The following is a 15103-nucleotide window of genomic DNA, read 5'->3' as shown; positions in this document are numbered from 1 at the left end:
GCGCCCGTCCCGACGAACAAGCGGAAGGGTCGGTTCCGGTTTTTGGTGTGGTGTCTGGCACCCTTTCAAGGTCTCCCGGCACCGGTCCCAGGTGCCGTGTGCGTGTCTCGACCACCCGTTCCCGCGCTCCGAGGATCAGCATGTCCCGCCAGGCCGCCGCTGCGACCGACCCCGAGATTTCGACCGCGCGAAGGGGCGGGCTCGACCGCTTCTTCAAGATCTCGGAGCGTGGCTCGTCGCCGCTGCGCGAGGTGCGTGGTGGTCTCGCCACCTTCTTCGCGATGGCTTACATCATTGTGCTGAATCCCATTATTTTGGGGTCTGCCCAGGATCGATACGGCCATCACCTGTCCCAGCCGCAGTTGGTCACCGCCACCGTTCTGGTCGCCGCGGTGATGACGATCCTGATGGGCCTGGTCGGCAACATGCCGCTCGCGTTGGCCGCCGGGTTGGGCATCAACGCGATGGTCGCGTTCCAGATCGCGCCGCAGACCACGTGGGACGAGGCGATGGGCCTGGTCGTGCTGGAGGGCATCGGCCTGTTGATCCTGGCCGCCACCGGGCTGCGCGAGGCGATCATGAACGCGATCCCGCTGGCCCTCAAGCAGGCGATCGGGGTCGGCATCGGTTTGTTCGTGACCCTGGTCGGCCTGGTCAGCGCGGGTGTGGTGACCAGGGTCCCGGACGACGTGCACAGCACCGTGCCGGTCGCGCTGGGCAGTGGCGGCACGCTCAAGGGCTGGCCCGCCGTGGTCTTCTGCTTCGGGCTGCTGCTCACGTTCGTGCTGGTCGTGCGCAAGGTGCCGGGCGCGATCCTGATCGGCATGGTCGCCTCGACCGCGCTCGCGGTGATCGTGCACCAGGCGGCCGGTCTGGACAAGGCGACCTGGGGGCTGACCGCGCCCGAGGCGAACGGTGTCGTGGACACACCCGACTTCGGACTGATCGGCAATGTGGACCTGTTCGGCGCGTTCGGTCGGGTCGGCTTCATCACCGCGTCGTTGCTGATCTTCACGCTGCTGCTGTCGAACTTCTTCGACGGCATGGGCACCATCATCGGGGTCAGCCGCGAGGCCGGACTGCTCGACGAGCAGGGCAGGGTGCCGAATCTGGGCCGCATCCTGACGGTGGAGTCGGTGGGCGCGATCGCCGGTGGTGGCGCCTCGGCGTCCTCCAACACGGTCTTCGTGGAATCCACGGCGGGGGTCGGCGAAGGGGCCCGGACCGGGTTGGCCAACCTGGTCACCGGTGGCCTGTTCGCGCTCGCGCTGCTGTTCACGCCGTTGGCGAAGCTGGTGCCGGCGCAGGCCGCCACGCCGGCGCTGGTGGTGGTCGGCGCGTTGATGATGACGCAGATCAAGCACATCGAGTGGGACGACCTGACGGTCGCGGCGCCGGCGTTCGTGACGATCGCGCTGATGCCGTTCACGTACAGCATCACCACCGGGATCGGTGCGGGGTTCGTGCTGTATGTGGTGCTGCGGACTGCGGTGGGCCGGGCGCGGGAGATTCCGGTGCTGTTGTGGGTCGTTTCGGGGTTGTTTGTGGTGCATTTTGCTATTGATCCGATTGAGCAGGTTTTGGGGGTCAAGTAGGGGGCTGGGGCGGGGGCGCCGGCGCGCCGGGTCGGGGTCGCATTCGAGAGCTGGGGCGAAGTCTGAGACTGCGGGCTCGGAAGTGGGGGTGGCGGGTGGGCGGTGCTGGGGCTTTGTCGGGGGTGGGCGGCCGGTTGTGGCCTGCTGGTGTCTTCGGGAATATCTCCGGGGGGCAAACCATTGGAAGTTAGCGAGAGTAAAGAGTTAAGCTAAACAACGTGTCCCCGTCCGAACCCGACCGTGCCACGGTGGCTGCTCTCCGTGCCTCGGTGCTGAAGCTCTCCCGTCGCCTGCGCAATCAGCGGGCCGACGAGACGCTGAGCCCCACCCAGCTTTCGGTGTTGACCGTGCTCGTTGTGCGCGGCGCCATGACTCCGGGTGAACTCGCCCGGCAGGAAAAGGTGCAACCGCCTTCGATGACACGGGTGATCGCCGGCTTGGAGGAGCGCGGCCTGGTGCGGCGTGAGCCGCACCCCGACGACCGCAGGCAGGTCGTGGTCTCCGCGACCGAGCCCGCCGCCGCCGTGGTGGAGGAGAACCGCAGGCTGGGCAACGCCTGGCTGGCGGAGAACCTGTCCCGGCTCACGCCCGAGGAGAACGAGGCGTTGCGCGCGGCCCTGCCGGTGCTGGAGAAGTTGGCGCAGGCCTAGGAGCCCGGCGCGCAGGCTCGACGGCCTTGCGTGTGCGGGAGTCCGCGTGCCCCGCGTCGTGGTCGGTTCAGGGACGGGATGTTCATCCGGCCCAGGCCGACCGTACGACGAAGGGGGAGCCCGTGGCGGCGACAGCCGGCACCTTCTCATCACTACGAAACCGCAACTTCCGGCTGTTTGCCGCGGGGCAGACAGTGTCGAACACGGGTACCTGGATGCAACGCATCGCCCAGGACTGGCTCGTGCTCAAGCTCACCGGCAGCGCGACCGCGCTCGGGGTGACCACCGGGCTGCAATTCCTGCCCATGCTGTTGTTCGGCCTGTGGGGCGGCGTGATCGCCGACCGCTACCGCAAGCGCCTGTTGTTGATCGGTACGCAGACCGTGATGGGTCTGCTCGCCGCCGTGATGGCGGTGCTGGTGTTGAGCGATGCCGTCCAGGTGTGGCACGTGTGGCTGCTCGCGTTCGGACTGGGCATGGCCACCGCGGTGGACAACCCCGCGCGGCAGGCGTTCGTGATCGAGATGGTCGGCCGCAAGGACCTGGCCAACGCGGTCAGCCTGAACTCGGCGAACTTCCAGCTCGCCCGGATCGTCGGCCCCGCGGTCGGCGGCCTGCTGATCACCGCGATCGGCACCGGCTGGGTGTTCGCGGTCAACGCGGTGTCCTACATCGCGGTGTTGCTCGGCCTGCTGGCCATGCGCGAGTCGGAACTGCGCACGATGCCGGTGGTGCCGCGCGAGAAGGGACAACTCCGCGAGGGGCTGCGCTATGTGCGCGGTCGGCCCGACCTGCTCGTGGCGATCGCCCTGGTCGGCTTCATCGGCACCTTCGGCTACAACTTCGCGGTCACCCTGGCGACCTTCTCCAACGACGTCTTCCACGCCGGACCCGGCTCGTTCGGGCTGCTCAACACGGTGTTCGCGGTCGGCTCGCTGGCGGGTGCCCTGTTCGCGGCCAAGCGTGGCCGGACCCGGCTGCGGGTGCTGGTCGGTGCCGCGATCGTGTTCGGACTGCTGGAGACGATCGCCGCGCTGATGCCCGGCTACTGGAGCTTCGCGCTGCTGCTGGTGCCGATCGGGATCGCCGGGCTGACCTTCAACACGGCGGCGAACTCGACCGTGCAACTCGGCAGCGATCCGGCGATGCGCGGTCGGGTGATGGGCATCTACATGCTCGTCTTCATGGGCGGCACCCCGCTGGGCGGCCCCCTGACCGGGTGGCTGGCGGAGAGCTTCGGGCCACGTACCGGTTTGCTCGTGGGCGGCCTGATCTCGTTGGCCGCGGCGCTCGTGGTGGGCGTGCTGCTCGCCCGGCATGCCGGAATCCGGCTGCGGCCGAGCACCGTGGTGCGGGCGATGCGGCCGGCGAAGCCCGCCGTCTCGGCGACACGGTCGGAGTTCGGTAATCCTGTGGTCAAGATCTGACAGAGTGTCAGCACGAGTGTGCGACACACCTTTTCTTGACGTGGGATTCACACTCAGGGGTGACGCAGGCCATCGACACGTCACCCGAAACGCTGGAATCCTCGATGGATGGACTACGTGCGGTTCCAGCACCTGTTCCAGGCGGAAGGTCTCCGTCTGGGCCAGGCGGCCGTCACGGACATGGACGCGCCGGTACCGTCCTGTCCCGGTTGGACGGTCGCCGACGTCGTACGACATTCCGTGCTCATGTACACCGATGCAGCCGGGCAACTACGCCCGCAGCACCGCCCGGTCGGGGGCGACCCGCTCCCGGTCGCGGGCAGCGCAACCAAGGGGGATCTGCTCGACACCTACACCCGGGCGCACGCGGCGCTCGTGACCGAGATGGCCCGGCGGGACCCGCTCGACCCGATCGAGGGGGAGAACCTCGACCCGGGCGTGGCGGAGGGCGTGGACGGCGACGGGCCCGACCCGGGCACCGCCGGCTTCCTGATCCGTCGGATGGCGCGCGAGGCCGCGGTGCACCGCGCCGACATCGAGATGGCCGTCGGCACCCCGGGACCGCTGGACGCCCAGCAGTCCCTGGACGGCATCGACGAGGTGCTGGGCGTACTGCTCCCGGCGCACTACGACGGCAGCGCGCGCGACGGCGCGAGCGGGCGCACGATCGGCGTGCACAGCAACCGGCACCACTGGCGGCTGACCATGCAGCGCTCCGGCGTGGCCATGTCCCGCGACCAGGGGTTCGCGGACGCGGCCGTCAGCGGCGAGCCCGCCGAACTGTTGCTCTACCTGTGGGGCCGACGCCCCGGCACGGTCGTCTCGCAGACCGGCGACCGCACCGTGCTCGCCGCCTTCCGGCGCAGGCTGGCGGTGTCGATGGTGTGACCGCGAGCGCGGGCGCCCGGCCGGAATTCGACCGCGCGCCCGCGCCGCGTAGTCTCTGGGGCGTGAATCCCCGCACCAGAACCCGCATCGTCACGGCCACCCTGGCCCTCCTGCTCATCGCCGTGATCATCGGTGCCCTGATGCGTTGAGGCACCGACGCCGGACCCGGCGCGGCGCGAACTCGCGCGTCGTCGCCGGGGCCGGCCCCGATGCACGGCGATCCGCGACGTATGCGACCGAGCTGTCACAAAGTGCCGCCGCCTCGACGGTGATCGGGGCCGGGCCGGCAGGCTGGACCCCATGACAGGACGGGACGGGTGAAGCGGGTGGGACGGGGCCGGGTGGGACGCGGGATGCGCGGCTTCGGAGCCCTGGCGGCCGCCGCCGCCCTGGTGATGGCGATACCGGCGTCGGCGGTGGCCGACGCGGACGTGTTGTTCACCATCAAGGACGAGCGGATCACCGAGTCCAGCGGCCTGGTGGCCAGTTTGCGGCACCCGGACGTCTATTGGACGCACAACGACAGCTCGGACGCGCCCAGGATCTACGCGATCGGCAAGGACGGCGCCACCAAGGCGACCATCACGCTGTCCGGCGTGGACGCGCGGGACTGGGAAGCGATCACCGTCGGCAAGGACGACGCGGGCAATCCGGCGGTGTTCGTCGGCGACATCGGCGACAACCTGCACGGCAAATGGCCCGAGGTGTGGATCTACCGCTTCGCCGAACCCGCGACGCTGGCCGACGCGACGGTCAAGGCGACCAAATTCCGGGTGAAGTACGACAACGGTCCGCGCGACGCCGAGGCGCTGCTGCTGGATCCGCGGACGAACAAGCTGTACATCGCCAGCAAGGAGGGCGAGGGCGGCCTGTACGAGCAGCCCGAGCAGCTCTCCTCGACGGGGGTCAACACGTTCAAGCGGATCGCCGCCGGCGGCTCGACGGTGACCGACGGCGCGTTCGCGCCGGACGGCTCCCGGTTCGTGCTGCGCGGCTACTTCTCCGCGACCGTGTTCGCCGCGCCCGGCAAGGAATTGGCCGGGGTCGGCGTGCCGATCCAGCGCCAGGGCGAATCGGTGGCGTGGAGTCGGGACGGCAAGGAGCTGTTGTTCGGCAGCGAGGGCAAGGGCAGTCAGGTCCGCCGGGTCGAGCTCAAGGGCGACAACCGCCCGGACCTGGTGCGCAACGCGCCCGGCGGCAAGCCCGGCTCCGGCTCGGACGGCGGGGGTGCCGCGGACGCGACCACGTCCGCCGGCGACGAGAGCGGGGGCGAGTCCGTCGCGGACAAGGCCAAGACCTACAGCCCGGTGCTGCTGGCCGTGGTCGGCCTGGGAGTGCTGTTCTTCGCGTACCGGCGGCTGGGCGGCCGGAACGGGGACTGAGCGGGAACGGGCCGCCGCCCCGGACCGAGGTGGTCCGGGGCGGCGGCCCGTCAGGCTTCGCGGACGCGGATCAGAGCTGCTCGATCACGTAGTCGACGCACGCGGTCAGCGCCTCGACGTCGGCCGGCTCGACGGCCGGGAACATCGCCACCCGGAGCTGGTTGCGGCCCAGCTTGCGGTAGGGCTCGGTGTCCACGATGCCGTTCGCGCGCAGCACCTTGGCCACCGCGGCGGCGTCCACCGAGTCGGCGAAGTCGATCGTGCCGACGACCTGGGAGCGGGCCGCCGGGTCGGTCACGAACGGGCTCGCGTACGCGGACTTCTCGGCCCACCCGTACAGCCGGCTCGACGAGTCGGCGGTGCGCGCGACGGCCCAGTCCAGGCCGCCCTGCCCGTTGATCCAGTCGAGCTGGTCGGCGAGCAGGAACAGCGTGCTCAGCGCCGGCGTGTTGTAGGTCTGGTCCTTGACCGAGTTGTCGATCGCGGTGGCCAAGTCGAAGAACGGCGGGATGTAGCGGTCCGACGCGGCGATCCGCTGCGCGCGCTCCAGCGCGGCCGGCGAGAACGCGGCGAGCCACAGACCGCCGTCGGCGGCGAAGTTCTTCTGCGGCGCGAAGTAGTAGACGTCGGTCTCGGCCGCGTCCACCGGCAGGCCGCCCGCCGCGGAGGTCGCGTCGACCAGCACCAGCGAGCCCGCGTCGGCGCCGGCCGGTCGGGCGATCGGCATCGCGACGCCGGTCGAGGTCTCGTTGTGGGTCAGGGCGTATACGTCCACGCCCGCCTCGGCCTGCGGCAGCGGGTGCGTGCCGGGCTCCGCCTTGAGTACCGTCGGCTCGTCCAGCCACGGCGCGGCCTTGACCGACGTGGCGAACTTGGAGGAGAACTCGCCGAACGACAGGTGCTGGGACTTGCGCTCGACCAGGCCGAATGCGGCGATGTCCCAGAAGGCGGTGGCACCACCGTTGCCCAGGATCACCTCGTATCCCTCGGGCAGGGAGAACAGGCTGCCGACACCTTCGCGAACCCGGCGCACCAGGTTCTTCACCGGCGCCTGCCGGTGGGAGGTGCCCAGGAGAGAGGTACCGGTCGCCGCGAGAGCGGCGAGTGCCTCGGGGCGTACCTTGGACGGGCCCGAACCGAACCGGCCGTCGGCGGGCATGAGCGCTGCGGGAATCTGGATCTCGGCCACGCGAAGAGCGTAGTCGCGCCCGATTCGCGAGTGACGCGCATTCCGAACAATGAGACGATCCCGCCCACCATGCGAGCATTCGCCGTCTCGACGGCCGGCCGACCCGCCGCGCCCGACCGGGTCCGGCGACCCGAGCGCCCGGCACGCGCGAGGATGACGGGGTGACGGCACAGTTCGGGGACCTCGAAGACGCGTTGCGGGCACGAGTGCGGGGCGAGGTCCGGTTCGACCCGCAGGCCCGCGCGCTGTACTCGATGGACGCCTCCAACCACCGCAACGTGCCGCCGGGGGTGGTCGCGCCGCTGGACGCCGAGGACGTGCTCGCCGCGCTCGCGGTGTGCCACGAGCTGGGGGCGCCGGTCACCGTGCGCGGCGGCGGCACCAGCATCGCCGGGCAGGCCACCGGCAACGGCGTGGTCCTGGACCTGGCCCGGCACCTGAACCGGATCCACCACGTCGACCCGGCGAACCGGATCGCGCACGTCGAGCCCGGCGTCGTGCTCGACGACCTGCGCCGCGCGGCCGGCCGACACGGACTCACCTTCGGCCCGGACCCCTCCACGCACAGCCGCTGCACGCTCGGCGGCATGATCGGCAACGACGCGTGCGGGTCGCACTCGGTCGCCTGGGGCCGGACGAGCGCCAACGTGGAATGGCTCGACGTCGCGACCATGGACGGCACCCGGATGCGGGTCGGCCGCGATCAGCCGGTGCCCACGACCGGCCGCGCCGCCGAGATCCACGCCGCGCTCGCCGAACTCGCCGACGCCAACCTGGCGTTGATCCGGCGGGGCTTCCCGGCCCTGCCGCGTCGGGTCTCCGGTTACGCCCTGGACCGGCTGCTGCCCGAGCACGGGCGCGACCTGGCCCGGGCCCTGGTCGGCACCGAGGGCACCTGCGCGGTGGTGCTCGGGGCCGGCCTGCGCCTGGTCGAGGCGCCCCGGGCCCGCGCCCTGGTGGTGCTGGGCTTTGCGGACGACTTCGCCGCGGCGGACGCGGCGCCCGCTCTGCTGCCGTATGGGCCGCTGACCGTGGAGAGCCTGAGCGCGGGCCTGGTCGCGTTGGCCGCGTCCGCCCGCGAGGTCGAACTGCCGCCCGGCGCGGCCTGGTTGTTCGTCGAGTTCGGCGGCGACTCGATCGCCGAGGCGGTGGCCCGGGCGCACGCGTCGGCCGGCTCCGGACCGGCTCGGGTGGTCACCGACCCGGCGGAACAGCGGGCGTTGTGGCGGATCCGCGAGGAGGCGTCCGGCACCGCGACCCGGATGGCGGACGGCTCCGAGGCGTGGCCGGGCTGGGAGGACACCGCCGTGCCGCCCGAACGGCTCGGCGCGTACCTGCGCGCGTTGGCCGAGCTGATGGACCGGCACGAGTTGCGCGGACTGCCCTACGGCCACTTCGGCGAGGGGTGCGTGCACATCCGGATCGACTTCGACCTGCTCACCACCCGCGGCGTCGCGGCGTTTCGGGCGTTCTCGTCCGACCTGGCGGACCTGGTCGTCGCGCACGGCGGCTCACTGTCCGGGGAACACGGCGACGGGCAGGCCCGGGCCGAGTTCCTGCCCCGGATGTACGGACCGGAGATCGTCGAACTGTTCGGCGCCTTCAAGGCGATCTGGGATCCGGCGGGATTGTTGAACCCGGGCATCCTGGTTCGTCCACACCCTGTGGACGGCAATCTGCGCTTCACCGGGACGCGTACGCCGGTGTCGGTGGAGTTCGGCTATCCGGCGGACGGCGGCGACTTCGCGGCGGCGGTGCGTCGCTGTGTGGGGGTGGGCAAGTGCCGCGAGTCGGCGGACACCTCCTCGGGCGGGGTGATGTGCCCGTCGTACCGGGTCACCGGCGAGGAGGCGCACTCGACCCGCGGACGCGCCCGGTTGTTGCACGAGATGCTGATCGGCGACGTGATCACCGACGGCTGGCGCTCCACCGAGGTGCGCGACGCGCTCGACCTGTGCCTGTCCTGCAAGGGCTGCCGCAGCGACTGTCCGGTGGATGTGGACATGGCCACCTACAAGGCCGAGTTCCTGCACCACCACTATCGGGGTCGACTGCGGCCGGCGGCGCACTACGTGCTGGGCAACCTGCCGCTGTGGGCCCGCGCGGTGGGTGCGGTGCCCGGTCTGGCGGGCGTGATCGACGCGGCGGCGCGGGTGCCGGCGCTGCGCCGGGCCGCGCTCGGTGCGGCCGGGCTCGATCGCACTCGGGAGATCCCGTCGCCGGCCGCCGAGCCGTTCACCCGCTGGTGGCGCGATCGGCCGCGTGCGAAGGGTGGTTCGCGACCGCGCGTGGTGTTGTGGCCGGACACCTTCACCAACCGTTTCCGGCCCGAGGTCGGGCGCGCCGCGGTCGAGGTGCTGGAGGCCGCAGGGCTGGAGGTGGTGGTGCCGCCGGGGTCGGTGTGTTGCGGCCTGACCTGGGTCTCGACCGGGCAACTGGGCATCGCCCGAAGGGTGATGGGCCGCACGGTGCGCGTTCTGCGGCCGGCGATCGAGGCCGGACTGCCGATCGTGGGCCTGGAACCGTCCTGCGCGGCGGCGCTGCGCACCGACGTACCCGAGCTGCTCGGCCCGGCCGCGGCCGGTCTGGCGGACTCGGTCAAGACCTTCGCCCAGGCCCTGGAGGAGTACGCGCCGCACTGGTCGCCGCCGGTGCTGGATCGCCCGGTGACCGGCCAACTGCACTGCCACCAGCACGCGGTGCTCGGCGACGCGGCCGATCGCCGGCTGCGTGCGCGCGCCGGGTTGACCGGCGAACTCGCGGGCGGTTGTTGCGGGTTGGCGGGCAACTTCGGGTACGAGGCGGCGCACGGCGAGTTGTCGCGCGCGGTCGCGGCGGACCGCCTGCTGCCCGCGCTGGAGGCCGCCGGGCCGGATGCGGTGACCCTGGCGGACGGGTTCAGTTGCCGTACCCAGATCACCCACGTGAGCGACCGCCGGCCGCTGCACCTGGCCGAACTCCTGGCCGCCGCATTGCCCCCGGGCCCCGGGCGCGCGGAATCCGGCGGGTGAGTCGGCCCCGCCCACGTCACCCGGCCGGACGCGGCGGGGAATGTCGGCGGGCGACGGCGACTTGGCATCGGCATGACCGACACGTCGTTCAACCCACGCACGCTGCTCGCGGAAAGCCGACTCGGCGTCCTCGCCACGATCAAGTCGGACGGCCGCCCCCAGCTTTCCCCCGTCATGCCCTTCTACGACCCCGAGACCGGCCTCCTCTACGTCTCGATGACCGAGGGCCGCGCCAAGACGGCGAACCTGCGCCGCGATCCACGAGCCGCCCTGGAGGTCACCGGCCCCGACGGCCGCTCATGGGCCACCGCCGAGGGCACGGTGACCCTGACCGGGCCGGGGGCCACGCCCGACGGCCCGGAGGTCGAGGCCCTGGTGGACTACTACCGCCACGCCGCCGGCGAGCACCCGAACTGGACCGAATACCGCGCGGTGATGGTGGCCGACCGCCGAGTGCTGATGACCATGACGGTCGACCACGTCTACGGCGCCGACCTCGGCTGAGCCCGACCCGGGATCGTCACCCGATACCGAAACGGCCACCGCACGACCGTGCTCGCGCGGTGGCCGCCCGTGCGGCGTCGGGCGCCGGGTTCAGACCAGGTCACCCGGGTCGGTGTTGGCGCCGCACAGTATGACGGCGACCTTTTCCCCCTGGGCCGGGGCGTAGGCACCGGTGGAGAGGGCGGCCAGGGCCGTGGCGGCGGCGGGTTCGACGACGATGCGGAAGTTGTCCCACAGGGCCTGACGGGATTCGATGATGGCCTTGTCGGAGACCAGGACCGAGAACGCGCCGGTGCGTCGTGCCGTCGCCAGGGCCGTGCGGGAGACCCGGCGCGCGCCCAGCGAGTCGGCGGCGATCGAGTCGGTCGGCACGTCCACGACCTCGCCGGCCTCCAGGGCGGCGTTGAGCGCGCGGCAGTGTTCCGGTTCGACCGCGACCGTGCGGATCCCGTGTTCCTCGGCTGCGGTCGCCACGCCCGCGAACAGGCCGCCGCCGCCGACCGAGACGATGATCGTGTCCAGTTTCCCGGGTACGCCCGCCACCATCTCCGGCACCAGCGTGCCCGCGCCCGCGGCGATCAGCGGGTTGTCGTACGCGTGCGACAACAGCGCGCCGGTCTCGTCGGCGTAGCGCCGCGACGCCTCCAACGCGTCCGCGTACTCGCGGCCCACCAGCAGCACGTCCGCGCCGTACGTACGCAGCCGCTCCACCTTGATCCGCGGCGCGGTCTCCGGCAGGAACACCGTCGCGCGCACGCCCGCGCCACGCGCCGCCCACGCGCACGCGAGGCCCGCGTTGCCGCCGGAGGCGATCACCACGCCGGCCTCGGGCATGGTGCCCGCCTCGATGTGCGCGGTGGTGAAGTTCGCCGCGCCGCGGGCCTTGAACGATCCGGTGTGCTGGATGTACTCCAACGCGAGCCACACGTGCGGCGACGGGTGAATCGGCATCATGGTGACCGGTTGGGTCTGGCCCACGATGCGTTCGGCGGCGTTCCTGATGTCGCCGTAGGTCAGTTCGGGCGTGGCGGTATCCATGACGCCCGACCCTATGGCTTGGCCGCCCGCCCGGGCCCGCGTCGGCTGCGCGCCTCCGGGCGGCAGCGCGTGCGCAGGGCGCGCGAGGCGATCGTGCGCCCCGCGGTGGCATCGGCCGACCGGGTGGGGTCGCGGCGTGTGATCGCACTCTCGGGCGCATCATGTGGACAGCCTGGTTAGGCAAGCCTTACCTTCGGATCATGACGTTGCTCGATCTTCGGCAGCTCGCACCGTGCCCCGCGTTCGCGGAGACCTTCCGGGCGCTCGGGGCCGCGTGCCCGCTGATCGCGGTCGAGCCCGGGCGTCCGGGAGCGGACCTGCTGCACGCCTCGCGGCTGGCGAGCGACCCCGACGTGATCGCCGGCGCGCTGGCCGCCGAACGGCGGCGCATCCTCGCGACGCTCGACGCCGAACCACGCGCCGACGCGATCGCGATGTGGGCCCTGCACGGCTACGCGTGGTACGCGTGCCTGATGCTCGCCGGGCCCTGGTTCCTCGGTCGCCGCGTTCCGCTGGTGAGCCTGGACGAGGTATGGATCGACCTCGGATCCGAACGGTCCAACCGCTGCTTCACGGTCACCTCGAACACCTTCGCGTGCCTGCCCGACGACCCGGACGCGGGCGCCGCCGGCGCCCGCGTGGTCGCCGACCAGGCCGCGCTGCGAGCCGAGCTGTTGCGCACGGTGTCCGCGCACCTGGAGCCGCTGCTCGGCGCCTTCCGGCCGCACCTGCGCCGGGGCGAGCGGGTGTTGTGGGGCATGGTGGCGGACGAACTGGTGAGCGCCGTCTGGTATCTGGGCCGCATGCTCGGCGAGGCCGAGGGCGAGCGCGCGGTCCGCGAACTCGGCGAACTGCTCCCCGGCGACACCGGCCGGTTCAAGCGCGACGCGGGCTTTCGCACCCTGCGCGGCACCGAGGGCCGCACCCACTGCAACCGCACCCAGAGCGTGTGCTGTCTGTGGTACACCGTCGACCCCGACGCCCTGTGCGGCACCTGCCCCCGCGCCGACGACGCCCGCCAGGTGGCCATCCTGGAGGGCCGCGCCTGACCGGTGCCGCGCGGCGGACACGACGGAACCCCGCACCCCCTGCGGGGGACGGGGCTCCGGATGAGCGTCGAGCACTCATACCTCAGGTCAGGTTGCGGACCGTGTCGTCGTAACCCGCGACCTCGGTGATCGGGCGGGTGCCCGGGCCGATGTACAGGGCGGCCGGCCGCACCAGGCGCGAGGTGCGCTTGTGCTCCAGGATGTGCGCACTCCACCCGGCGGTCCGGGCGCAGGTGAACATCGAGGTGAACATGTGCGCCGGAACCTCGGCGAAGTCCAGCATCACCGCGGCCCAGAACTCCACGTTGGTGGCCAGGATCCGGTCGGGGCGCCGAGCCTGAAGCTCCTCCAACGCCGCCTTCTCCAGCGCCGCGGCCACCTCGTAGCGAGGCGCCCCCAGCTCCTTGGCCGTGCGCCGCAACACGCGCGCGCGGGGGTCCTCGGCCCGGTAGACCCGGTGACCGAAGCCCATCAGGCGCTCGCCGCGATCGAGGACGCCCTTGACGTACGCCGTGGCGTCGCCGGTGCGCTCGATCTCCTCGATCATGTGCAGCACGCGCGAGGGCGCACCACCGTGCAGCGGGCCGGACATCGCGCCGACCGCGCCGGACAGACACGCGGCGACGTCGGCACCGGTGCCCGCGATCACACGCGCGGTGAACGTCGAGGCGTTCATGCCGTGCTCGGCCGCCGACGTCCAGTAGGCGTCGACCGCCTTGACGTGCTGCGGGTCCGGCTCGCCGCGCCAGCGGATCATGAAGCGCTCGACGATGGTCTGTGCCTTGTCGATCTCGCTCTGCGGCACCATCGGCTTCTCCAGGCCGCGGGCCGACTGGGCGACGTACGACAGCGCCATCACGGCGGCCCGGGCCAGGTCGTCCCGCGCCTGGGCGTCGTCGATGTCGTGCAGCGGTTTCAGACCCCACACCGGAGCGAGCATGGCCAGCGCGCTCTGCACGTCCACGCGGACATCGCCCGAATGGATCGGGATCGGAAACGGTTCGGCCGGCGGCAGGCCGGGGTTGAACGCCCCGTCCACCAGCAGGCCCCAGACATTGCCGAACGAGACGTGGCCGACGAGGTCCTCGATGTCCACACCTCGGTACCGGAGCGCGCCACCCTCCTTGTCGGGTTCGGCGATCTCCGTCTCGAACGCTATGACTCCTTCGAGCCCGGGTACGAACTCGGACATCAGGCGGCTCCTCATGCGATCTCGACTGACTTGTGGTCCTTCATACCCCGCACTGCCACACCGTGTCTTCCCCCGAACGAGGCCGGGGCGCCGGGTGCCGATCATGCTCCGCACGCCGGGTCCACCGGTGTCTCGGGGAGGTGTTCCGCTCGGTCCGGGCAAGGCCGGGATGGTGCCTCGCCTGAAGGTATGGGCCGATCGAAGTCCGTCGGTCAGGATATCTCTCGATATCGAGACGACCTACGCCGGAACACGCCGGACCGAGTGAGGTCCGGCACAAACCGCCGGGTTCGGTCGCCCCGATTGTCACCCGCTCGGGGGTGACCGTGCCGGCGACGGGCGCCGAGTGGTACTCGTTGTCCGTGGAGTTCACCGAGCTTGCCGCCATGCGCCGGCAGTACCGAGGCGAAGGCATCGACGTCGGCGCGTTGCCGCCGACCCCCTTCCCGTTGTTCACCGCGTGGCTGGCCGAGGTGGCCGCGGCCGAGTTGCCCGAGCCGAACGCGATGGTGGTCGCGACCGCGACGCCGGACGGCCGGCCGAGCACGCGCACGGTGCTGCTCAAGGAGTTCGACGAGCACGGCTTCGTCTTCTATACGAACTACGGCTCGCGCAAGGGCGGCGAACTGGCCGCGAACCCGGCGGTGAGCCTGCTCTTCCCGTGGCACGCGCTCGCCCGCCAGGTGATCGTGAGCGGCTCCGCCGAACGGGTGTCGCGCGAGGTCACCGCCGAGTACTTCCGCTCCCGGCCGCGCGGCTCGCGGATCGGGGCCTGGGCCAGCGAGCAGTCCCGGGTGGTGTCCGGGCGCGAACAGTTGGAGAAGCGCTACGCCGAGGCCGAGGCCGGCTTCGCGGGCATCGACGACATCCCGCCGCCGGAGTTCTGGGGCGGTTTCCGGGTCCGCCCGGACGAGGTCGAGTTCTGGCAGGGCCGCGAAAACCGAATGCACGACCGCCTGCGCTACCTACGCCGGGGCCCCGAGGGCACCCCATGGCAGGTCGAACGCCTGAGCCCGTAAGCACAAGCCCCCACAGACAGCCGCACCCCCAGGCGCGTCAGCGCCCCCGACTCGGGCTCACCCTGGTGATCGACGCGCGCAGCGCGGAGAGCGGCGGAGCCGCAAAACGTTGACTTCGTGGCCCGGAGCGAAGCGCAGGGACACGAAGTCACGAGCGAG

The 15103-nt window shown here is 71.6% G+C and carries 13 protein-coding genes; 10 read left to right on the top strand and 3 right to left on the bottom strand.

Features of this window, described 5'->3' with window-relative positions; translation table 11 throughout:
- Positions 1-140: 140 nt before the first annotated feature.
- The 6 genes from ABZ374_RS29110 to ABZ374_RS29085 all read left to right on the top strand — a co-directional run bounded on the left by ABZ374_RS29110 (position 141) and on the right by ABZ374_RS29085 (position 5942).
- Complete coding sequence (locus ABZ374_RS29110; protein ID WP_360316351.1) at positions 141-1595, top strand: NCS2 family permease; 1455 nt, start codon at positions 141-143, stop codon at positions 1593-1595.
- Positions 1596-1843: 248 nt separating this feature from the next.
- Complete coding sequence (locus tag ABZ374_RS29105) at positions 1844-2245, top strand: MarR family transcriptional regulator (protein WP_360316348.1); 402 nt, start codon at positions 1844-1846, stop codon at positions 2243-2245.
- A 122-nt stretch (positions 2246-2367) separates the two neighbouring features.
- Positions 2368-3672, top strand: a complete 1305-nt coding sequence (locus ABZ374_RS29100; RefSeq protein ID WP_360316345.1) for an MFS transporter — start codon at positions 2368-2370, stop codon at positions 3670-3672.
- 108 nt (positions 3673-3780) lie between these two features.
- Positions 3781-4560, top strand: a complete 780-nt coding sequence (locus tag ABZ374_RS29095) for a maleylpyruvate isomerase family mycothiol-dependent enzyme (protein WP_360316342.1) — start codon at positions 3781-3783, stop codon at positions 4558-4560.
- Positions 4557-4709, top strand: a complete 153-nt coding sequence (locus tag ABZ374_RS29090) for a hypothetical protein (protein ID WP_360316339.1) — start codon at positions 4557-4559, stop codon at positions 4707-4709. The genes ABZ374_RS29095 and ABZ374_RS29090 overlap by 4 nt, the downstream gene beginning before the upstream one ends.
- A gap of 204 nt (positions 4710-4913) precedes the next feature.
- Positions 4914-5942: a hypothetical protein gene (locus tag ABZ374_RS29085; protein ID WP_360316337.1), complete on the top strand. Its 1029-nt coding sequence runs from the start codon at positions 4914-4916 to the stop codon at positions 5940-5942.
- Between the two features lie 70 nt (positions 5943-6012).
- On the opposite strand, the gene serC is transcribed toward ABZ374_RS29085, so the two are convergent.
- Positions 6013-7131: a phosphoserine transaminase gene (gene serC, locus ABZ374_RS29080; protein ID WP_360316334.1), complete on the bottom strand. Its 1119-nt coding sequence runs from the start codon at positions 7129-7131 to the stop codon at positions 6013-6015.
- A gap of 161 nt (positions 7132-7292) precedes the next feature.
- On the opposite strand from serC, the gene ABZ374_RS29075 reads away from it, so the two are divergent.
- Together ABZ374_RS29075 and ABZ374_RS29070 are read left to right on the top strand one after the other, a co-directional pair.
- The gene (locus tag ABZ374_RS29075) at positions 7293-10142 is read left to right on the top strand and encodes an FAD-binding and (Fe-S)-binding domain-containing protein (protein WP_360316331.1); all 2850 of its coding nucleotides are present in this window, start codon (positions 7293-7295) and stop codon (positions 10140-10142) included.
- 72 nt (positions 10143-10214) lie between these two features.
- Positions 10215-10646, top strand: a complete 432-nt coding sequence (locus ABZ374_RS29070) for a PPOX class F420-dependent oxidoreductase (RefSeq protein ID WP_360316328.1) — start codon at positions 10215-10217, stop codon at positions 10644-10646.
- A 90-nt stretch (positions 10647-10736) separates the two neighbouring features.
- Here the strand turns inward: ABZ374_RS29070 and ABZ374_RS29065 are convergent, their stop codons facing one another.
- Positions 10737-11684: a threonine/serine dehydratase gene (locus ABZ374_RS29065; RefSeq protein WP_360316325.1), complete on the bottom strand. Its 948-nt coding sequence runs from the start codon at positions 11682-11684 to the stop codon at positions 10737-10739.
- Between the two features lie 200 nt (positions 11685-11884).
- On the opposite strand from ABZ374_RS29065, the gene ABZ374_RS29060 reads away from it, so the two are divergent.
- Complete coding sequence (locus tag ABZ374_RS29060) at positions 11885-12733, top strand: (2Fe-2S)-binding protein (protein WP_360316322.1); 849 nt, start codon at positions 11885-11887, stop codon at positions 12731-12733.
- Positions 12734-12815: 82 nt separating this feature from the next.
- Here the strand turns inward: ABZ374_RS29060 and ABZ374_RS29055 are convergent, their stop codons facing one another.
- Positions 12816-13925 carry a citrate synthase 2 gene (locus ABZ374_RS29055; RefSeq protein WP_360316319.1) on the bottom strand — a complete coding sequence of 370 codons (1110 nt, stop codon included), beginning with the start codon at positions 13923-13925 and terminating at the stop codon, positions 12816-12818.
- 320 nt (positions 13926-14245) lie between these two features.
- On the opposite strand from ABZ374_RS29055, the gene pdxH reads away from it, so the two are divergent.
- Positions 14246-14944: a pyridoxamine 5'-phosphate oxidase gene (gene pdxH / locus ABZ374_RS29050; RefSeq protein WP_360316316.1), complete on the top strand. Its 699-nt coding sequence runs from the start codon at positions 14246-14248 to the stop codon at positions 14942-14944.
- Positions 14945-15103 lie beyond the last annotated feature (159 nt).

The organism is Embleya sp. NPDC005971 (genome assembly GCF_040629175.1).
Taxonomy (GTDB): Bacteria; Actinomycetota; Actinomycetes; order Streptomycetales; family Streptomycetaceae; genus Embleya.
Note: the sequence above shows the minus strand (reverse complement) of the source record. Positions and strands in the feature narration are given on the sequence as shown.